This is a genomic window from Arthrobacter sp. SX1312 (genome assembly GCF_002929295.1).
Taxonomy (GTDB): Bacteria; Actinomycetota; Actinomycetes; order Actinomycetales; family Micrococcaceae; genus Arthrobacter_D.
The window spans coordinates 652,667-667,587 of the sequence record NZ_PJIM01000002.1 but is presented as its reverse complement, the minus strand read 5'-3'; the positions used below and the strand labels follow the sequence as shown (position 1 = coordinate 667,587).

Annotated in this window: 17 protein-coding genes and 1 pseudogene; 10 read left to right on the top strand and 8 right to left on the bottom strand. The window is 63.3% G+C overall.

Annotated features, from left to right (window positions below):
• Positions 1-59 precede the first annotated feature (59 nt).
• The 5 genes and pseudogenes from CXQ92_RS10580 to CXQ92_RS10565 all read right to left on the bottom strand — a co-directional run.
• A pseudogene (locus CXQ92_RS10580) lies at positions 60-331 on the bottom strand (hypothetical protein); the annotation flags it as partial.
• A gap of 101 nt (positions 332-432) precedes the next feature.
• Entirely contained in the window at positions 433-1,773 is a 1,341-nt protein-coding gene (gene gdhA, locus CXQ92_RS10575) for an NADP-specific glutamate dehydrogenase (RefSeq protein WP_104167697.1), read from the bottom strand.
• Between the two features lie 293 nt (positions 1,774-2,066).
• The gene (locus tag CXQ92_RS18675) at positions 2,067-2,183 is read right to left on the bottom strand and encodes an ANTAR domain-containing protein (RefSeq protein WP_258069926.1); all 117 of its coding nucleotides are present in this window, start codon (positions 2,181-2,183) and stop codon (positions 2,067-2,069) included.
• A complete protein-coding gene (locus tag CXQ92_RS18670) occupies positions 2,184-2,333 on the bottom strand; it encodes a hypothetical protein (protein WP_258069856.1) in 150 nt (49 codons plus the stop codon).
• A gap of 233 nt (positions 2,334-2,566) precedes the next feature.
• Positions 2,567-3,280 (bottom strand): GntR family transcriptional regulator, encoded by a 714-nt coding sequence (locus CXQ92_RS10565; protein ID WP_104167695.1) that lies wholly within the window; start codon positions 3,278-3,280, stop codon positions 2,567-2,569.
• A 123-nt stretch (positions 3,281-3,403) separates the two neighbouring features.
• Between CXQ92_RS10565 and CXQ92_RS10560 the strand changes: the two genes are divergently transcribed.
• The 10 genes from CXQ92_RS10560 to CXQ92_RS10515 all read left to right on the top strand — a co-directional run bounded on the left by CXQ92_RS10560 (position 3,404) and on the right by CXQ92_RS10515 (position 12,360).
• Positions 3,404-4,732, top strand: a complete 1,329-nt coding sequence (locus tag CXQ92_RS10560) for an ABC transporter substrate-binding protein (RefSeq protein ID WP_104168197.1) — start codon at positions 3,404-3,406, stop codon at positions 4,730-4,732.
• A 149-nt stretch (positions 4,733-4,881) separates the two neighbouring features.
• Positions 4,882-5,751, top strand: a complete 870-nt coding sequence (locus CXQ92_RS10555; RefSeq protein WP_104167694.1) for a carbohydrate ABC transporter permease — start codon at positions 4,882-4,884, stop codon at positions 5,749-5,751.
• 1 nt (position 5,752) lies between these two features.
• On the top strand, positions 5,753-6,622 hold the full coding sequence (locus tag CXQ92_RS10550; protein WP_104167693.1) for a carbohydrate ABC transporter permease: 870 nt from the start codon (positions 5,753-5,755) through the stop codon (positions 6,620-6,622).
• Positions 6,623-6,667: 45 nt separating this feature from the next.
• Positions 6,668-7,456, top strand: a complete 789-nt coding sequence (gene nagB / locus CXQ92_RS10545) for a glucosamine-6-phosphate deaminase (protein ID WP_104167692.1) — start codon at positions 6,668-6,670, stop codon at positions 7,454-7,456.
• Positions 7,453-8,409, top strand: a complete 957-nt coding sequence (locus tag CXQ92_RS10540) for a glycosyl hydrolase family 32 (protein ID WP_104167691.1) — start codon at positions 7,453-7,455, stop codon at positions 8,407-8,409. The genes nagB and CXQ92_RS10540 overlap by 4 nt, the downstream gene beginning before the upstream one ends.
• A gap of 31 nt (positions 8,410-8,440) precedes the next feature.
• The gene (locus CXQ92_RS10535) at positions 8,441-9,346 is read left to right on the top strand and encodes an endonuclease/exonuclease/phosphatase family protein (RefSeq protein ID WP_104167690.1); all 906 of its coding nucleotides are present in this window, start codon (positions 8,441-8,443) and stop codon (positions 9,344-9,346) included.
• 12 nt (positions 9,347-9,358) lie between these two features.
• Positions 9,359-10,306: an ROK family protein gene (locus tag CXQ92_RS10530; protein WP_104167689.1), complete on the top strand. Its 948-nt coding sequence runs from the start codon at positions 9,359-9,361 to the stop codon at positions 10,304-10,306.
• A complete protein-coding gene (nagA, locus tag CXQ92_RS10525; RefSeq protein ID WP_104167688.1) occupies positions 10,303-11,502 on the top strand; it encodes an N-acetylglucosamine-6-phosphate deacetylase in 1,200 nt (399 codons plus the stop codon). Before CXQ92_RS10530 ends, nagA begins: the two co-directional genes overlap by 4 nt.
• Before the next feature lie 134 nt (positions 11,503-11,636).
• Positions 11,637-12,065, top strand: a complete 429-nt coding sequence (locus tag CXQ92_RS10520) for a hypothetical protein (RefSeq protein ID WP_258069855.1) — start codon at positions 11,637-11,639, stop codon at positions 12,063-12,065.
• Positions 12,058-12,360 carry a transcriptional regulator gene (locus tag CXQ92_RS10515; RefSeq protein WP_104167686.1) on the top strand — a complete coding sequence of 101 codons (303 nt, stop codon included), beginning with the start codon at positions 12,058-12,060 and terminating at the stop codon, positions 12,358-12,360. Before CXQ92_RS10520 ends, CXQ92_RS10515 begins: the two co-directional genes overlap by 8 nt.
• A gap of 177 nt (positions 12,361-12,537) precedes the next feature.
• Here CXQ92_RS10515 and CXQ92_RS10510 read toward each other — a convergent pair whose 3' ends face one another.
• From CXQ92_RS10510 to CXQ92_RS10500, 3 genes are all read right to left on the bottom strand, one after another.
• The gene (locus CXQ92_RS10510) at positions 12,538-13,101 is read right to left on the bottom strand and encodes a recombinase family protein (RefSeq protein WP_104167685.1); all 564 of its coding nucleotides are present in this window, start codon (positions 13,099-13,101) and stop codon (positions 12,538-12,540) included.
• 262 nt (positions 13,102-13,363) lie between these two features.
• A complete protein-coding gene (locus CXQ92_RS10505; RefSeq protein WP_104167684.1) occupies positions 13,364-14,194 on the bottom strand; it encodes a hypothetical protein in 831 nt (276 codons plus the stop codon).
• A gap of 302 nt (positions 14,195-14,496) precedes the next feature.
• Positions 14,497-14,829 (bottom strand): hypothetical protein, encoded by a 333-nt coding sequence (locus CXQ92_RS10500; RefSeq protein ID WP_258069854.1) that lies wholly within the window; start codon positions 14,827-14,829, stop codon positions 14,497-14,499.
• Positions 14,830-14,921 lie beyond the last annotated feature (92 nt).

Genomic DNA, 14,921 nt, shown 5'->3' with positions numbered 1-14,921 from the left:
GGTTGATTGTGCTGGCGCAGACCACTCACGTCGAGTGAGCCTGCACGGCAGGGTTGCGTCTATGCGGCGCTGGTGGCGTCCTGGACTTCGTCGACGAGTTCTTCGAGGATGTTCTCGAGGAAGAGCATGCCAGTGGTGTTTGCTCCGGCGTCGAAGACCCGGGCGATGTGCGCGCCGGTGCGGCGCATGGTCGCCAGGGCGTCCTCGAGGTCGCTGTTGCGCAGCGCGGACGCGAGCTTGCGGACGCTCTGGCGGGCACCGGCGCAATGAACGACTCCCGGGTACAGAGATTTATGACGTCCTTCAGGTGCAGGTATCCGGGGGGCTCCCCGTCGCGGGTAGTAGCGGAGCTCTCCGGCAGGGCCTCTTGCTCGCCAGCGTCGCGAGCTACTCATTTTCGAACCAGCCCCATTTCGCTGATTAGAGGTGTGATTAGACGACGCCGAGTGCAAGCATGGCGTCCGCGACCTTCACAAAGCCGCTGATATTCGCGCCTGCCACATAGTCTCCCGGCAGACCATACTCCTCCGCGGTTGTCGCGCATCTGTCATGGATGCCCACCATGATTTCGGTCAGGCGCTGCTCGGTGTGCTCGAAGGTCCAGGAATCGCGGCTGGCGTTCTGCTGCATCTCCAGTGCCGATGTTGCAACACCGCCGGCGTTGGCAGCCTTTCCGGGACCGAACAGGACACCTGCCTGCTGGAAAGCTTCCACAGCCTGAGGGGTGCACGGCATATTCGCCCCCTCGGCCACCGCCAGCACCTCGGAGCGGATGAGCGAGTCTGCTGCTGCTTCGTCGAGTTCATTCTGCGTGGCACATGGCAGTGCGACGGTTGCTCCCACATCCCAGATCGAACCACCCGCTACGAAGTGAGCCTTGGAGCCTCGACGCTGCGCGTAGTCGGAGATCCGTCCGCGCTCGTTCTCTTTCACCTCTCGCAGCAGGTTTACGTCGATGCCGGTCTCGTCCACGACATAGCCGGAGGAGTCCGAGCATGCCACGACGGTCGCACCGAAGTGTTGTGCTTTCGCGATGGCGTGGACAGCGACATTGCCCGCACCGGACACGATGACCCGCTGTCCCTCGAGGTCCAGTCCTCGCGCTCGAAGCATCTCCCGGGCGAACAGGACCGCCCCGTACCCTGTTGCTTCCGGGCGGACCAGTGACCCTCCCCAGCTGATCCCCTTGCCGGTCAGTACCCCGGATTCGTACCGGTTCGTGATCCTCTTGTACTGCCCGAACAGGTAACCGATCTCCCGTCCGCCGACTCCGATATCACCGGCCGGGACGTCTGTGTATTCGCCGATGTGCCGGTACAACTCCGTCATGAAGGACTGGCAGAACCGCATGACCTCCCCATCCGATCTGCCCTTGGGGTCAAAGTCCGAGCCGCCCTTCCCCCCACCGATCGGCATCCCGGTGAGTGCGTTCTTGAAGACCTGCTCGAAACCGAGGAATTTCACGATCCCCAGGTAAACGGAGGGGTGAAACCGCAGGCCGCCCTTGAAGGGCCCCAGCGCGGAGTTGAACTCCACCCGGAACCCTCGGTTGATCTGCACGTTCCCAGCGTCATCAACCCAGGGAACCCGGAAGATGATTTGCCGCTCGGGTTCGCACAATCGCTCCAATACCGCCGCATCGACGAACTCAGGGTGCTTCTTCAACACCGGCCCCAGCGAGTCGAACACCTCGACCACAGCCTGATGGAACTCCGTCTCACCCGGGTTACGCCGAAACACCTGATCGCGCACAGCAGACAACGCCGAATCCATGACACCCACCGATCTCAACAATGGAACCCTCTGAAGGACGAAGAACAAACACGTCCCCGGCCTAGTCGCGGCAGCACAGACTGCAGGCCCTCAGTGCACCGTACCGCGCGGAGTTCACTCCGGGCATCTACAGAGATTCGCCTCCATGATTTGATCCGGTCTACGGCGAGATGTAACAACCCGCGCTTGCTCAAGCGGCGGAACGCTGACATCGACCTCGGCGAATGACGGGCGATGTTCCCCGACGCAGGCCACGTCCTCTGACCACCCCAATCAAGGCCCGTGGGAAGCGTTTACAGGCTGAGTGTGCGGTCCAGCACTGCTTTTGCCGTGTCGGTCAGACTGGTCCTGTGGGATCGGGCGTAGGTACGCAGGCGTTCGAAGGCCTCGTTCGTGGTGACGTTGGAGATCTAGGAGCTCACGCCCTTGGCTCGCTCGACGAGGATCCGGCTGTTCAGGGCGCGTTGCAGCTGGTCATTGACGATCGCGGATTCCCGGATGGAGCGTTCCTGGAGGATGCTGATCGTCGATACATCGGCCAGGGCCTGGCCGATGGCCACATCTTCCTCGGTCAGTCCACCGATGTCGGTGCGGGTGTATTGCCACCTCGTCTTCCAAGTGGTGACCGTGATCCGCAACAGCGAAGTTGGTCACGAGACAGTCTTCGGATTCATCACCACCGCGAGGCGGAGACATCGACAGACCGATCGACGTGGGCGGGGTGCCGAACACAGGGCGTTAGTCGACAGATCTGGGCTCCTCTAAAGGGATCTGCCGGATGCCCAGCGTCTTGTCAGCGGCGGGTGCGTGCGAAGAATTTGAAGCGGTCTCCCCTGAATACTGACCGAGTCCACTCGACTGGCACTCCCTCGGCATTTAGGCCCCGTCGATGGATGAGCAGCAGGGGGGCGCCCATCTCGATGGCGAGGAGGCGAACATCCTCCGGGCCGGCGACCATCGTCCCCACAGTGTCTTCGGCTTCAGCAATATCTACACCGTAATGGCTGCTGAGCACTGAATAGAGTGAACCGTCTTGCTCGAGTTGTCGCCGCAGTTCGGGCATGACTCTAGGGAGGTAAGCCGCCTCATGCGCCATGGGCTCGCCGTTGATAAGGCGTACGCGTGCGACGCGCGTGAGATCCGATTCGACGGGAACGCCAAGCTGCGCTGCCAGGTCGGCGTCGGCAAGGACGGACTCGATTCCTAGTATGTTCGATGCACTTCTGAGGTGTTGGGCTTCCGCATCTGCGGTGAAGGATGTGAGCTGGCGAAGGTAGCTGGGGCGCGATGGCGCAACGAACGTTCCCTTCCCTTGCGTGCGGTTCAGCATGCCTTCGGCCACGAGCTCAGAGATGGCCTGCCGAACGGTGGTACGAGAAGTTTCATAGCGCGCGGCCAGTGCTCGCTCGGTCGGCATGGGCGCTCCGGGGCCGGCTTCAGCGGCCAAACGGCGCAGGTCTTCCTTCACCGTGTAGTACTTCGGAGCAGTAGACGCCAACGTGGTCATCCGACGATAGTACCGCTCCTTCGATATTGGTCTACTCCAATCCATTGACTTCAACATTGGTCTAGTCCAAAATTGGGGAATTGAAGACTTACCTACCCGCTCGGACCGGAAGGAATTTTTGTGATGACTGCATCTAGGAGGTCCCGGCCCGCGGTCGTGACGATCGGCGCGGGGCTTTCCCTAGCCCTCATGCTCAGTGCTTGCTCGGGAGGGTCGGGGGGCGATAACTCCTCCGACGGCACGATCGATGTGTGGGCCCATAGCGGCCAAGCCGCAGAGGCGGAAGCACTCGAGGCTCTCGTCGATGAGTTCAACTCGTCGCAGGACGACGTCACCGCGAACCTGACGCTCATTCCGGAAGCGGACTACACCAGCACGATCCAGGCGACCTCTGTCGATGAGCTGCCCGAGGTCATGGAGATGGATGCTCCTACGATGGCGTCCTTCGCCTACGACCGGAAGCTCCTTCCCCTCGAGGGTGTCGTTTCGTCCGAGGTGCTCGACAACAGGATTAGCGGTGTCACGGAGAGCGGAACCTACAACGACGAGACCTACGCGGTCGGCTTGTTCGATGTCGGTCTAGGTCTGTGGGGCAATAAAGCACTTCTCGCGGAGGCGGGCATCGAAGCGCCTACCACTGCGGAGGATGCGTGGACTGTCGACGAGTTCCGCGCGAACCTTGCGAAGCTGGCCGAGGTTTCGCCGTCCGGCAAGGCCATCGATCTTGGGGAAGCCAACGGCTTCGCTGCCGAGTGGGGAACTTTCACAACCTCGCCGGACATCTGGTCTGCCGGTGGCACCCTGATGAAGGATGGCAAGGCTGACGGCGTGCTCAACAGCACGGAGAATGTGGAAGCGCTCAAGGAATGGGCGTCGTGGCGGGAGTTCGCGGACCCCAACACGAGCGGTAGTGCGTTCCAAGACGGGCAGACCGCACTGACGTGGACCGGGAACTGGATGTATCCGACGTTCAGCGAAGCGTTGGGTGAGGACCTTGTTTTGATGCCACTGCCCGACTTCGGCAATGGTACGAAAGCCGGTCATGGGTCCTGGCAGTGGGGCGTTACGCCTGCGGCCGAGGGCAACACGGAGGCCGCGGGATCCTTCCTGGACTTCCTCCTCAGGGACGAGAGCATCGCCGCGATGGTCGAAGCGAATGCCGCAGTACCGGGCAGCACCACGGCACTGGAGCAGAGTGAGCTGTACGGGCCGGGCAAACCGCTCGAACTGTTCGCGACCAACCTCGAATCGGCGTGCGGTTCGGACAACGTCACGCAGGAATGCGTCGCCGTCGCCAGGCCGGTCACTCCCGGCTATCCGACGGTTACCAGTGCATTCGGCAGCGCCCTCCTGGCAATCTGGGGCGGGGCAGACGTGCAGGATGAACTCGATTCTGCAGCCCGCGCCATCGACTCCGACTTCTCGGACAACAACGGCTACCAGAACGACTAACCGGCCGTGAGGTGGGGCCGATCGGCCCCACCTCCCTGTCAGAGGAGTTTCCCATCGCTACCACAACAGGCCTTACACCCCCTCAGGCGCCGACGGCAACCGAGCGACCTAGACGGCGAAACAGGTCGGCGAGCCTCGCCGGTCCCTTGATGGCCACGCCTGCCCTGCTGCTCCTGATCCTCTTCGTCGCGGTACCTTTCCTGGCAGCGATCGGATTCTCGCTCTACAACGTCCGGCTCGGAGACCCCCGAGCACCGACCTTCATGGGACTCACGCAGTATGCGCGGATCCTGACGGACCCCGATGTCTCCCGCGACTTCCTCAGCGCACTGCTGCACAACCTGATCTTCGCCGCGATCGTCGTACCCGTACAGACCGCCCTGGCGCTTTCCCTGGCATTGCTGGTGAAAAAGAGCATTCCAGGGATCGGCGTCTTCCGGTCGTTGTACTTCCTCCCGGTCGTCTTCCCGATCGCGCTGGTCGCCATCATCTGGCGCCTGATCCTCGCCCGGGGTGACCAGGGACTGCTCAACTCGGCTTTGTCCTTCTTCTCCGGAGGAGCCTTCGGCTCACAGGACTGGCTGGGCTCCGCAACCACCGCGCTGGCATCCGTGATCGTCCTGTCCATCTGGCAGGGTTGCGGCTTCCAGATGGTCATCCTCCTCGCAGCATTGCAGCAGGTTCCCGCCGAGCTCTACGAAGCAGCCGAACTCGATCGCGCCAACGCCTGGCACCGCTTCATCCACGTCACCGTGCCAGGCATCAAAACCACGCTGGTATTCGTCGCCCTCTACACGATGATCCTGTCCCTGCGAGTGTTCGACCAGATCTACGTCCTGGCGAAATCAGGCGGCGGACTCAACGAGGGAGCTACCCGGACCGTCATGTACGAAGCCGTTACCGCAGCCTTCGACGAGAACAACATTGGCCGCGCGAGCGCGATATCCGTGGTGTTCTTCGTCATCGTCGTCATCCTGTCCGTGATCCAGCGCCGCGCAACCCGCGAGAAGGAGAGCTGAGATGGCCCAGCCCGTCGCGCCGTCGCAGAAAATCAGCAAACGCGAATTGACGTCCCGCATCCCGCACTACGCCGTTCTGATTATCACCGGCCTGCTCTTCCTCGCCCCCGTCGCCTACATGATCGCGGCGTCACTCGCCCCTGCAAACGACACCCTCGCCGGCTTTGCGGTCTTCGATGTGACGCAGTGGGGACTGCACAACTACTCGGGTGTGGCCTCCAGCCTCTCCTCGGACAGCACCGGGCATCTGTGGCGGTTCTTCGCCGTCTCATTCACCGTGACCGTCGCCGTCGTCGGGCTGGGACTCGTCGTGAACTCGATGGCAGCGTTCGCGCTCTCCCGACTGTCCTGGCGCGGTCGAGGAGTCGCACTCCTCGCCATCCTGCTCCTGCTGATCGTGCCCTTCGAAGCGGTCGCCGTCCCGATGTTCTACCTCTACAACGACGCCCGCAACACGCTATGGATCCAGATCGTGCCGTTCATCGGCAACGCTTTGTCCATCTTCCTTTTCTACTCCTTCTTCTCCGGCATACCGCAGAGCATCGACGAGGCAGCCCGGATGGACGGGGCGGGGCCCTGGCGTATCTTCTGGCGAATCATCGCCCCCATGAGTAAACCCGCCTACGCATCGGTAGCGATCCTCACCTTCCTCACACAGTGGGGGTCCTTCCTTTGGCCGGTGCTCATGATCTCCGACCCGAACCTGCGACCGCTGCCGCTGCAGATCAGCGTCTTCGCCGGGCAACTGCCCCCCGCGTGGGGCCAGGTCATGGCTTTCGGTGTCCTCCTCGTCGTACCGGTCATCGTGGTGTTCCTTGTGTTCCAGCGCTGGTTCATCGAAGGCGTGGCCAGTTCAGCCGTCAAGGGCTAGGCACCTCCTCTCCTCACGTTGTTCACCCACCAGAAGGGAAAGATCGTGGACGTCATCATCCTGCCCGGCCCCGAAGCGGTCGGTTCCCACGCCGCAAATCTCATCGCGCAGCGCGCAGCGGCCAACCCGGAGATGGTACTCGGCATCGCCACCGGGTCATCGCCGTTGGGAACCTATCGGGAGCTCGCCCTGCTGCGGGCACAAGGACAGGCCACGCTCGACCGAGTGCGGTGTTTCGCACTCGACGAGTACGTGGGCCTGCCCGACGGGCACCCGGCAAGTTACGCCGTCGTCGTCGCCGACGAGGTGACGACACCCCTGGGGTTGGATCCGGCGAACGTGCACATCCCCGACGGAAGTGCCGTGGATATCCACCAAGCATGTCTGGACTACGAGCAGGCACTGACCGGGGCCGGAGGCGTGGACCTCCAGATTCTCGGTATCGGAACCAACGGCCATATCGGTTTTAACGAGCCGATATCGTCCCTGGCCTCCCGCACGCGCATCAAGGCCCTATCCGCGCAGACGCGCAGGGACAACGCACGGTTCTTCTCATCGGGCGATGCCGTGCCCACGCACTGCATCACGCAGGGACTCGGAACCATCATGGACGCGCAGGAAATACTCCTGGTGGCACAGGGACCATCGAAGGCGGAGGCGGTCGCCGCCGCCATCGAAGGCCCCGTGGCAAGCATGTGCCCGGCTTCCCTGCTCCAATTCCACCCGCGCGTGACGGTCCTGCTGGATGAAGACGCCGCTTCACAGCTGACGCTGACCGACTACTACCGCTTCGTGACCGACGCCAAACCGCTCCTCATCGGGGAGGGTCAATGACATTCCGGCTGCCCGACCAATGGGTGTGGGACAGCTGGCTTGCCGACGACGGGGAGAACTATCACCTGTTCTTCCTCAGAGCGAGCAGGGCACTGATCGATCCCACCAGGCGTCACTTCCGGGCCTCGATCGGTCACGCCGTGTCCCCGGACCTCGAGGAGTGGACTCTTCTGCCGGACGCCCTCGTCGCCGCCGACGAACCGGCATGGGATGACCTGGCCACCTGGACCGGCTGTACCGTCCAAGGCCCGGATGGCACTTGGCACCTGTTCTATACCGGCGTCAGTCGCGGTGAAAACGGGCTGCAACAGCGCATCGGTTCCGCCGTGTCCGATGACCTGATCACTTGGACCCGATCCGAGATGCCGGCGCTCGAGGCAGACCCCCGGTGGTACGAGAAGTTGGGTGAGGGAACCTGGCCGGATGAGGCGTGGCGGGATCCGTTCGTCTTCTTCGACGAGGAAACGCAGTTGTGGCAGATGGTCATCACCGCCCGCAGCCGCACCGGGGACCCCGACCAGCGTGCTGTCGTCGGGCACGCCGTCAGCGCGGACCTTACGCATTGGGAGACACACCCGCCGCTATCCTCTCCTGCCGGCTTCGGAGAGATGGAAGTGATCCAGTCACGAGAAGTCCATGACGAAGCAGTACTGCTCTTCTCATGCCTCCCGGACAAAGCGCCCGGCATAACGTTCAACACCGCCAGCACCGGCACATGGATCGCCCGGGGCGAGAGCCTTGTAGGTCCCTGGGACCTCACCGGCAGCTCGAGTTTCTTCCTCCCAGGCGTTTACGCCGCCCAGCTGTTCAAGAAACGCGACGGCGAATGGGTCGTCTTCGGCTTCCAGAACAGCGTGGACGGACGCTTCGTAGGGGAGATCGCTAGCCCCGTTCCGCTGGCGGACATCCTCGCCGGAGAGGCGCTCTTCCCCGTACCAACCACCAGCATGTGACCGCGCACCACACCCAAAAGGAGAAACCATCATGTTCAGACGACAGATCGCAACAGCATCGATCGCCGCGCTCATCGCCAGCGGCGCCGTGCTCGGCGCAGGACCAGCCCTCGCTGCACCAGGGAAGGGCTCGCAGAAGACCACCGACGTGACAGTGATGTCCTTCAACATTCACTACGGCGCCGACGGCGACAACGTCTTCGACATCGAACGCACCGCCTCCGTCATTGAAGATTCCGGCGCTGAAATCATCGGCCTGCAGGAGGTCGACAACCACTGGGGCGCACGCAGCGACTTCCTCGACGAAGCCGAATGGCTCGCGGAGCGACTCGACATGCACGTCGTCTACGGGGCGAACCTGGACGAGCCACCACTGCCCGGTGATACGGACAATCGCCAGTACGGCACCGCGATCCTGAGCGAATACCCCATCATCTCCTCGGAAAACCACCTGCTGACGAACATCGCGTACGAGGAGCAGCCCACGGAGCAGCGCGGCCTCCTCGAAGCCGTGGTCAACGTCCGCGGCAACCACATCGCCTTCTACAGCACACACCTGGACTTCCAGCGCGAGGAACAGCGCGCACTGCAGGTCCAGGAGATCATCGACATCACCGGCACCAGCAAGCGCCCCGCAGTCATCGTCGGCGACCTCAACGCGACCCCGGACGCTCCCGAGCTGCAGCCCCTCTTCTCGGTCTTCACCGACACCTTCGCGGCCCTCGGGCAGAACGAGGACTACACCTTCGGACCCGACCTCGAGGGCCTCCCCGGCAGCGGTTCCGTTGAGAACCCCAGCCTGCGCATCGACTACATCCTGACCGGTCGGGGCGCCACAGCAACGTCCGCGAAGGTCATCCACACCACGGCGTCGGATCACCTGCCCATCGTCGCCGAGTTGTCGATCACCAAGACCCCCAACGGCAAAGTGAAGTAGCGGCAACCAGACATGACATCAGGGCAGTGCACGGTGCCAGAGGTTGTACTGGCAATCGATATCGGTGGAACCACAGTCAAGGGCTCCGTCTTCGTCGATGGTAACGAGGTACCTCCGGGGAGCACTGTCCCAACCTTCGAAAAGTCCTCGGGCGCTTTCGACGCGGTCCTCGCGGTGCTCTCTGCACTCGCGGGGACCGCGCGTGCGCTCGGCCACGAGCCCACCGCCATCGGGGTAGGAACTCCTGGCCTCGTGGACAGACGAGCCGGAATGGTGCGGTACGCCGCGAATCTCGGATGGACCAACCTGCCCCTGGGGCAACTCCTCGAAACACGCTTCGGCGTCCCGACACTGATCGATCACGACGCCCGCACAGCAGCACGCGCAGAAATGGCTGCGCGCCCGGCACTGCGGAACTTCGTGTTCATTCCCATCGGCACCGGCGTCTCCGCCGCCGTCGTCGTCGCCGGAAAAACAGTGGCCGGAGCACGCGGACAGGCCGGCGAACTGGGGCACATCCCCACCGTTCCCAACGGTCGACCCTGCTCCTGCGGGCAGTTCGGGTGCCTGGAGGCGTACGCCTCCGCCGGCGCCGTCCTGGCAAGGTACATCGCGGGCGGAGGCAACGCCGAGAGCGCTGCGGACGTCGCCGGGGTGGTGGGCAAGGACGGACTCGCCAATGAAGTGTGGGCCGACGCCGTCAACAGCCTCGCCACGGGAATCACGACCCTGACAGCAACACTCGATCCGGAGGAAATCATCATAGGAGGAGGCCTGGGCGCCGCAGGATCCGTACTACTGGACCCCCTCCGCGAGAAGGTCGAAAGCCTGCTGCGGTGGCGCGACCCGCCGGCGATCAGCGCCTCCCGCGCCGGTCCTCGGGCCGGGCTCCTCGGCGCCGCACTACTCGGCAGCGCCGCTCGATCCAACTCGACCCATACCGGCCAGGAAAGTTCATGACCCACACACAGCGCCAAATGATTCTCGGACGAGTCCACACGGGACTCAGCGAGCACCCAGAGGGCGCGGTAGCCATCAAAGATGGGCACATCGAGTACGCGGGGGCACGGGAGCATTTCGATGCAGAGAGTTGGCCCGCACCGATGGTGCTGGGACCCGAGGAGATCCTCGTCCCCGGATTCATCGACACCCACTGCCATGGCGCCTTCGGCGCGGACTTCTCCACATCATCGGAGGCATCGATTCGGCAGGCCCTGATCAAGCTCCACGAACATGGCACCACCACGGTGGTCGCCAGCCTCGTCACGGCCCACAAAGACGACATGCTCGACGCCGCCGCCCTCCTCGGCGCATTGGCCGCCGATGAGGCCGTGGCAGGTATACACCTCGAAGGCCCGTTCCTCTCCCACGCGCGCTGCGGGGCACAAGATCCACGGTGGCTGTCACTTCCCGACCTTGAGCTGACCGCGCAGCTCATCCAGGCCTCCGGCGAAACCATCCTCGCCATGACCTACGCGCCGGAACTGGAAGGAGCCGATGCTCTCGTCGAATTCCTGGTGAGCCGAGGCGTCATACCCTCACTCGGCCACACAAATGCTGATGCGCCGACCACTGAAACTTCCTTGGCACATGCACGACGACGAATGGCTGCCACGGCCACCCCCGCAGCAGTGCCGACCGTTACCCACTTATTCAACGGCATGCCCACCATCCACCACCGATCACCCGGCCCCGTAATGGCCTGTCTCCGTGCGGCAGCCCGCGGTGAAGCCGTTATCGAGCTGATTGCGGACACCCTGCACCTGGATCCCTACACGGTCGAATCCGTGTTCGAACTGGTCGGGCCCGACAACATCACACTAGTCACGGACTCCATGGCCGCCGCAGGCCTCGACGACGGAACCTACAAACTAGGACCTGCGACAGTGCACGTCACCGAAGCCGCAGCCACTCTCAGCTCATCCAACGCAATCGCAGGAGGAACCGCCTTTATGCAGGACATCTTCCGAAACACCGTCCAGGCAGGAGTTCCCTTCGACCACGCCATCCGCTCCGCCACCGTCATACCCGCGCGCACCCACGGGCTGAGCAAGTACATCGGCCGTCTGGCAGCGGGCCTGAACGCCGACGCCGTCGTCCTCAGCAGCGACCTCAGAGTTACGCGAGTCCTCCGACAAGGAACCTGGATAACCTGACAAGCCTCATGCAACGTAGGTCATAGGTCCTCGTGTCTGATCTCTCGCCGCCAAGTATGTTGCCGGTATGGAAAGAATCACATACTCTTTCCGTTATGGAAACTAACCCTCAAGGACCGTCCCGTGGTGAAGTCATGGATACGTTGCGTGGGCTCTCGGCCGACCGTGCCCGACTCGCGGACAGCATCCGAGTTCCCTGGTCTCTTCTGGCGGGGTTCGGCGCAGTGGCCGCGTGGTGGGTCGGCGCAGCTGCTGGGACAACTCCCGGGGAGGAGTACGATCCGCCGGCGGCAGGTCTCCTGGCGCTGGCGGTGGTGCTCGTGATCATCTATCTGATCCAGCGGGAGACTGGCGTCCGGTTCCGGAGCATGGGCCCGCAAGCCGGGGTGGCTGTGGCCGGGATCGTGGTCGGCTGCCTGGTGTTGTTCAGCATCTCTTTGGGCTTGGTGTCCTTTGGCCTGCAATGGGCTGTGATCCTCACCAGCGCCCTGGCGTTCGGCCTCACGACGTGGTTGGCGGGGGTGGCGTATCGAGGCGCCGCCCGGAACCTTCGCCGTGGGTGAGGCGCGCTTTGACGATGTCATCCACGCACCGATGCGGTTGCGGATCTGCGGGCTCCTGCGCCCCGTCGACCGAATCGACTTCGCGGTACTCAGGGATACCCTGGAGGTTTCGGACGCCACCCTGTCCAAGCACGTGAAGACCCTCGTCGCAGCCAGTTACGTGGTCTCCGACAAGGCGGCATCACCGGAACGAGGGGACGCGCGGCGGGTCATGTGGCTCTCCCTCACCCCGGTCGGCAGGGCAGCGTTCGACAGCCACATCCAGGCACTTCGGGATATCGCCGGCACCTCCTGACGCATCATGACAAGGAACCCTGCACTGCCCCACCAACTGCACGGGAGTGTCGGTTTCCGGAGCACCGGCAGTATCTCACTCATCCCCTAAACGGATGAGCAATGGGAGGTTGCCACGGTGGCCCGCACAGCCGCTGCGGCATGAGCCGGGTCTCAGGCCTGAGCTCATGCCAGCGGGTCAAATCGATCCGAGGCTCAGGTACCGGTACACCGTGCCCCGGCTGGCGCCGATGATCTTCCCGATATCCGCCGGCGCCAGCCCCTGAGCCCTCAACTCACGGACACGCTTCACCTTCAGGTGCTCGGAGGTGACCTCCCGCCGGCCAGCCTTCCGCCCATGCTCGGCGGCCGCTGCCATCCCCGCCCTGGTCCGTTCGGCCAGCTGATCCCGTTCGAGCTGCGCGAACGCCGACATCACCGTCAGCATCGCCCGACCCATCGGACCGGTGGTACTGATGCCCTCGGTGACACTCCGGAAATGTACACCCCGCTGTTCGAGGTCATCGATCAGGGCCAGCAGGTTCCGGGTGTTGCGGCCCAGCCGATCCAGCTTCCACACCACCACCTCATCTCCCGCCCGGAGATGATCCAGGAGCTTGTCCAGCTCGGGCCGGCTCGCCCTCGTGCCGCTCACCCCATGGTCGGTGAAAATCCGGTCGCAGCCGGCCGCCGAGAGCGCTGCGTGCTGAAGATCCGCGTTCTGCTCCAGCGTGCTGACCCTGGCATACCCGATACTTCCCAACCCGACTCCCTACTCACTCATCAAACGCTGCTTTCCACATTTCTGAGAATGCCCCGAGTGAGACACATTGTTGGGACGAAAAACCCCCACCTACTCCCCCGCCGATCCTGGAGTTGCCCGACCCGGTGGTGAACTTTGCCGCTCGTCCAGTCAAAGGATCCTTCGCAAGAACGGTCGTTCAGCACGCTCTCGACACGGCGACGACACGAGTGCGATAAGTACCGGGGACCTCAAGGGGCAAAGATCATTCAGGTGGCTGGTATCAGATGTCCAGGATGGTGTTACGGGCGTTCCCGACCGGTGGAAGAGCTCCCGTGTCGAGGTCTTCCATGAGATGGATCGAGGCGTACTGCACCGATCTGATGCGCCCGGCGTCATCGAACACCCGATACGTTCTCCGCACCCGACCCTGCGGGTAGTGAGGGTGTGCGAAGCTCACCTCGACCCTGATGACGGGCCATTGCCCGATGACGTCGATGCGGGTCTCCTTCACACCGTCTGCGAGGGGCGACGTGTCTCCCTGGGGCGTCCGCCAGTACGCGTCGAGATCGGCGAACTGCGCGCAGACGGCGTCCACGGCTGCTTTCATCTGCTCGGCGGGAAGATCGCCCCTGTCCCACTGCGCGCGTGGATCCCCCGCAGCGAGAGGATACGTCGCAGGAATGTCGTCCTCGGACCACCCCGGAATGCTTGTCGCTTCAATCGGGGTGGAAGGTGGTTCTCCGACCCGAAGCGCAGCAGGAAGATCGCCGGCAGGCAGATCGATCTGCAGGTAACGGTAGGTGTATTCGGTGCCACCGTAAGCGTCGTGGAGTTCCTTCGGTGCCGAGGCATACACCACCAGGTGTGGTGATGACTCGCCCTCGAAGGCCATCAGCGGCATCCGATCGATGCTCGTGCGGTTCATCGCTCCGCCGGCGTCAAGGACCAGAAGCTCACGCACCTTCAGCCAGTCCGCGGTGGTGTTTACGTCCCAGTGACCTGACCAAAGCCACAGACCATGCCGGGTGGACCCCAAAAGATGGACATTCACGAGGTCCAGAGAACGGACAATATCGCCCGACGGGGAGATATGTATGGCCGTCGATTTCATCCGCAATGGGTTCCGTCGCGGTCCATCACCTCATCCGCCGTCGCCGGCGTGTAGAGAACCCATGCTCCACTGGAAGCGGCCGCGACCCTGACACGGGGGCTGATTGTGCCCATCGGAAGATCAGCCCAGGTCACCACCCGATCCGGCGCCCCTCGACGCCGGATCACCGCGACGGGCTCGGACACGCTCACCCAGATAAGGACACCCGCGACAGCCACTTCTTGCCACCCGGCCGACTCATGCACCATGGACAAAGTGTTGCAGAGGGAAACCGCGTAGCACGGGAGGGATTCCGTTTGGCTCTACCCGTTCTCACGTCCGGGAAGCGGAGCCCCAGCGAGGAAGGCCTCATACGCGTCGCGGGCCTCCTCTTCGACGGTGGGCGGCTGGGAGCTGTACCGACCGTCAGTCCGATCACGCTTGGGTCCGGACACCCAGTACTCATCGCCCGACTCGACGTCGTAGAAGTTTGAGTCGAAGTTCGCGCGGGAAGTTCCTGTCACACGGTGCAGGGTGCACCCGTGGAAGTGCGCGGTGCGCCAGGTCTTGCTGAAACGCACGCGGGAGATCCATGACGGCCCCCGGTCCGTGCCGTAGCCCGTCTTCAGTTGGACATACATGATGCGTTCATTCACCCGCTCAGCGTAATAACACCGAACGCCCGCGCGAAGGATGCCTACCCTGACACGGTGCACGGTCTCGCCCATGGGTGATCTCGCAGTAAGTT

Excerpts from the sequence above, each read along its gene's own strand:
- gdhA (WP_104167697.1), bottom strand. The coding sequence starts at position 1,773 with ATGGATTCGGCGTTGTCTGCTGTGCGCGATCAGGTGTTTCGGCGTAAC.
- CXQ92_RS10565 (WP_104167695.1), bottom strand. The coding sequence starts at position 3,280 with ATGACCACGTTGGCGTCTACTGCTCCGAAGTACTACACGGTGAAGGAA.
- CXQ92_RS10560 (WP_104168197.1), top strand. The coding sequence starts at position 3,404 with ATGACTGCATCTAGGAGGTCCCGGCCCGCGGTCGTGACGATCGGCGCG.
- CXQ92_RS10555 (WP_104167694.1), top strand. The coding sequence starts at position 4,882 with ATGGCCACGCCTGCCCTGCTGCTCCTGATCCTCTTCGTCGCGGTACCT.
- CXQ92_RS10550 (WP_104167693.1), top strand. The coding sequence starts at position 5,753 with ATGGCCCAGCCCGTCGCGCCGTCGCAGAAAATCAGCAAACGCGAATTG.
- CXQ92_RS10540 (WP_104167691.1), top strand. The coding sequence starts at position 7,453 with ATGACATTCCGGCTGCCCGACCAATGGGTGTGGGACAGCTGGCTTGCC.
- CXQ92_RS10535 (WP_104167690.1), top strand. The coding sequence starts at position 8,441 with ATGTTCAGACGACAGATCGCAACAGCATCGATCGCCGCGCTCATCGCC.
- CXQ92_RS10530 (WP_104167689.1), top strand. The coding sequence starts at position 9,359 with ATGACATCAGGGCAGTGCACGGTGCCAGAGGTTGTACTGGCAATCGAT.
- nagA (WP_104167688.1), top strand. The coding sequence starts at position 10,303 with ATGACCCACACACAGCGCCAAATGATTCTCGGACGAGTCCACACGGGA.
- CXQ92_RS10520 (WP_258069855.1), top strand. The coding sequence starts at position 11,637 with ATGGATACGTTGCGTGGGCTCTCGGCCGACCGTGCCCGACTCGCGGAC.
- CXQ92_RS10505 (WP_104167684.1), bottom strand. The coding sequence starts at position 14,194 with ATGAAATCGACGGCCATACATATCTCCCCGTCGGGCGATATTGTCCGT.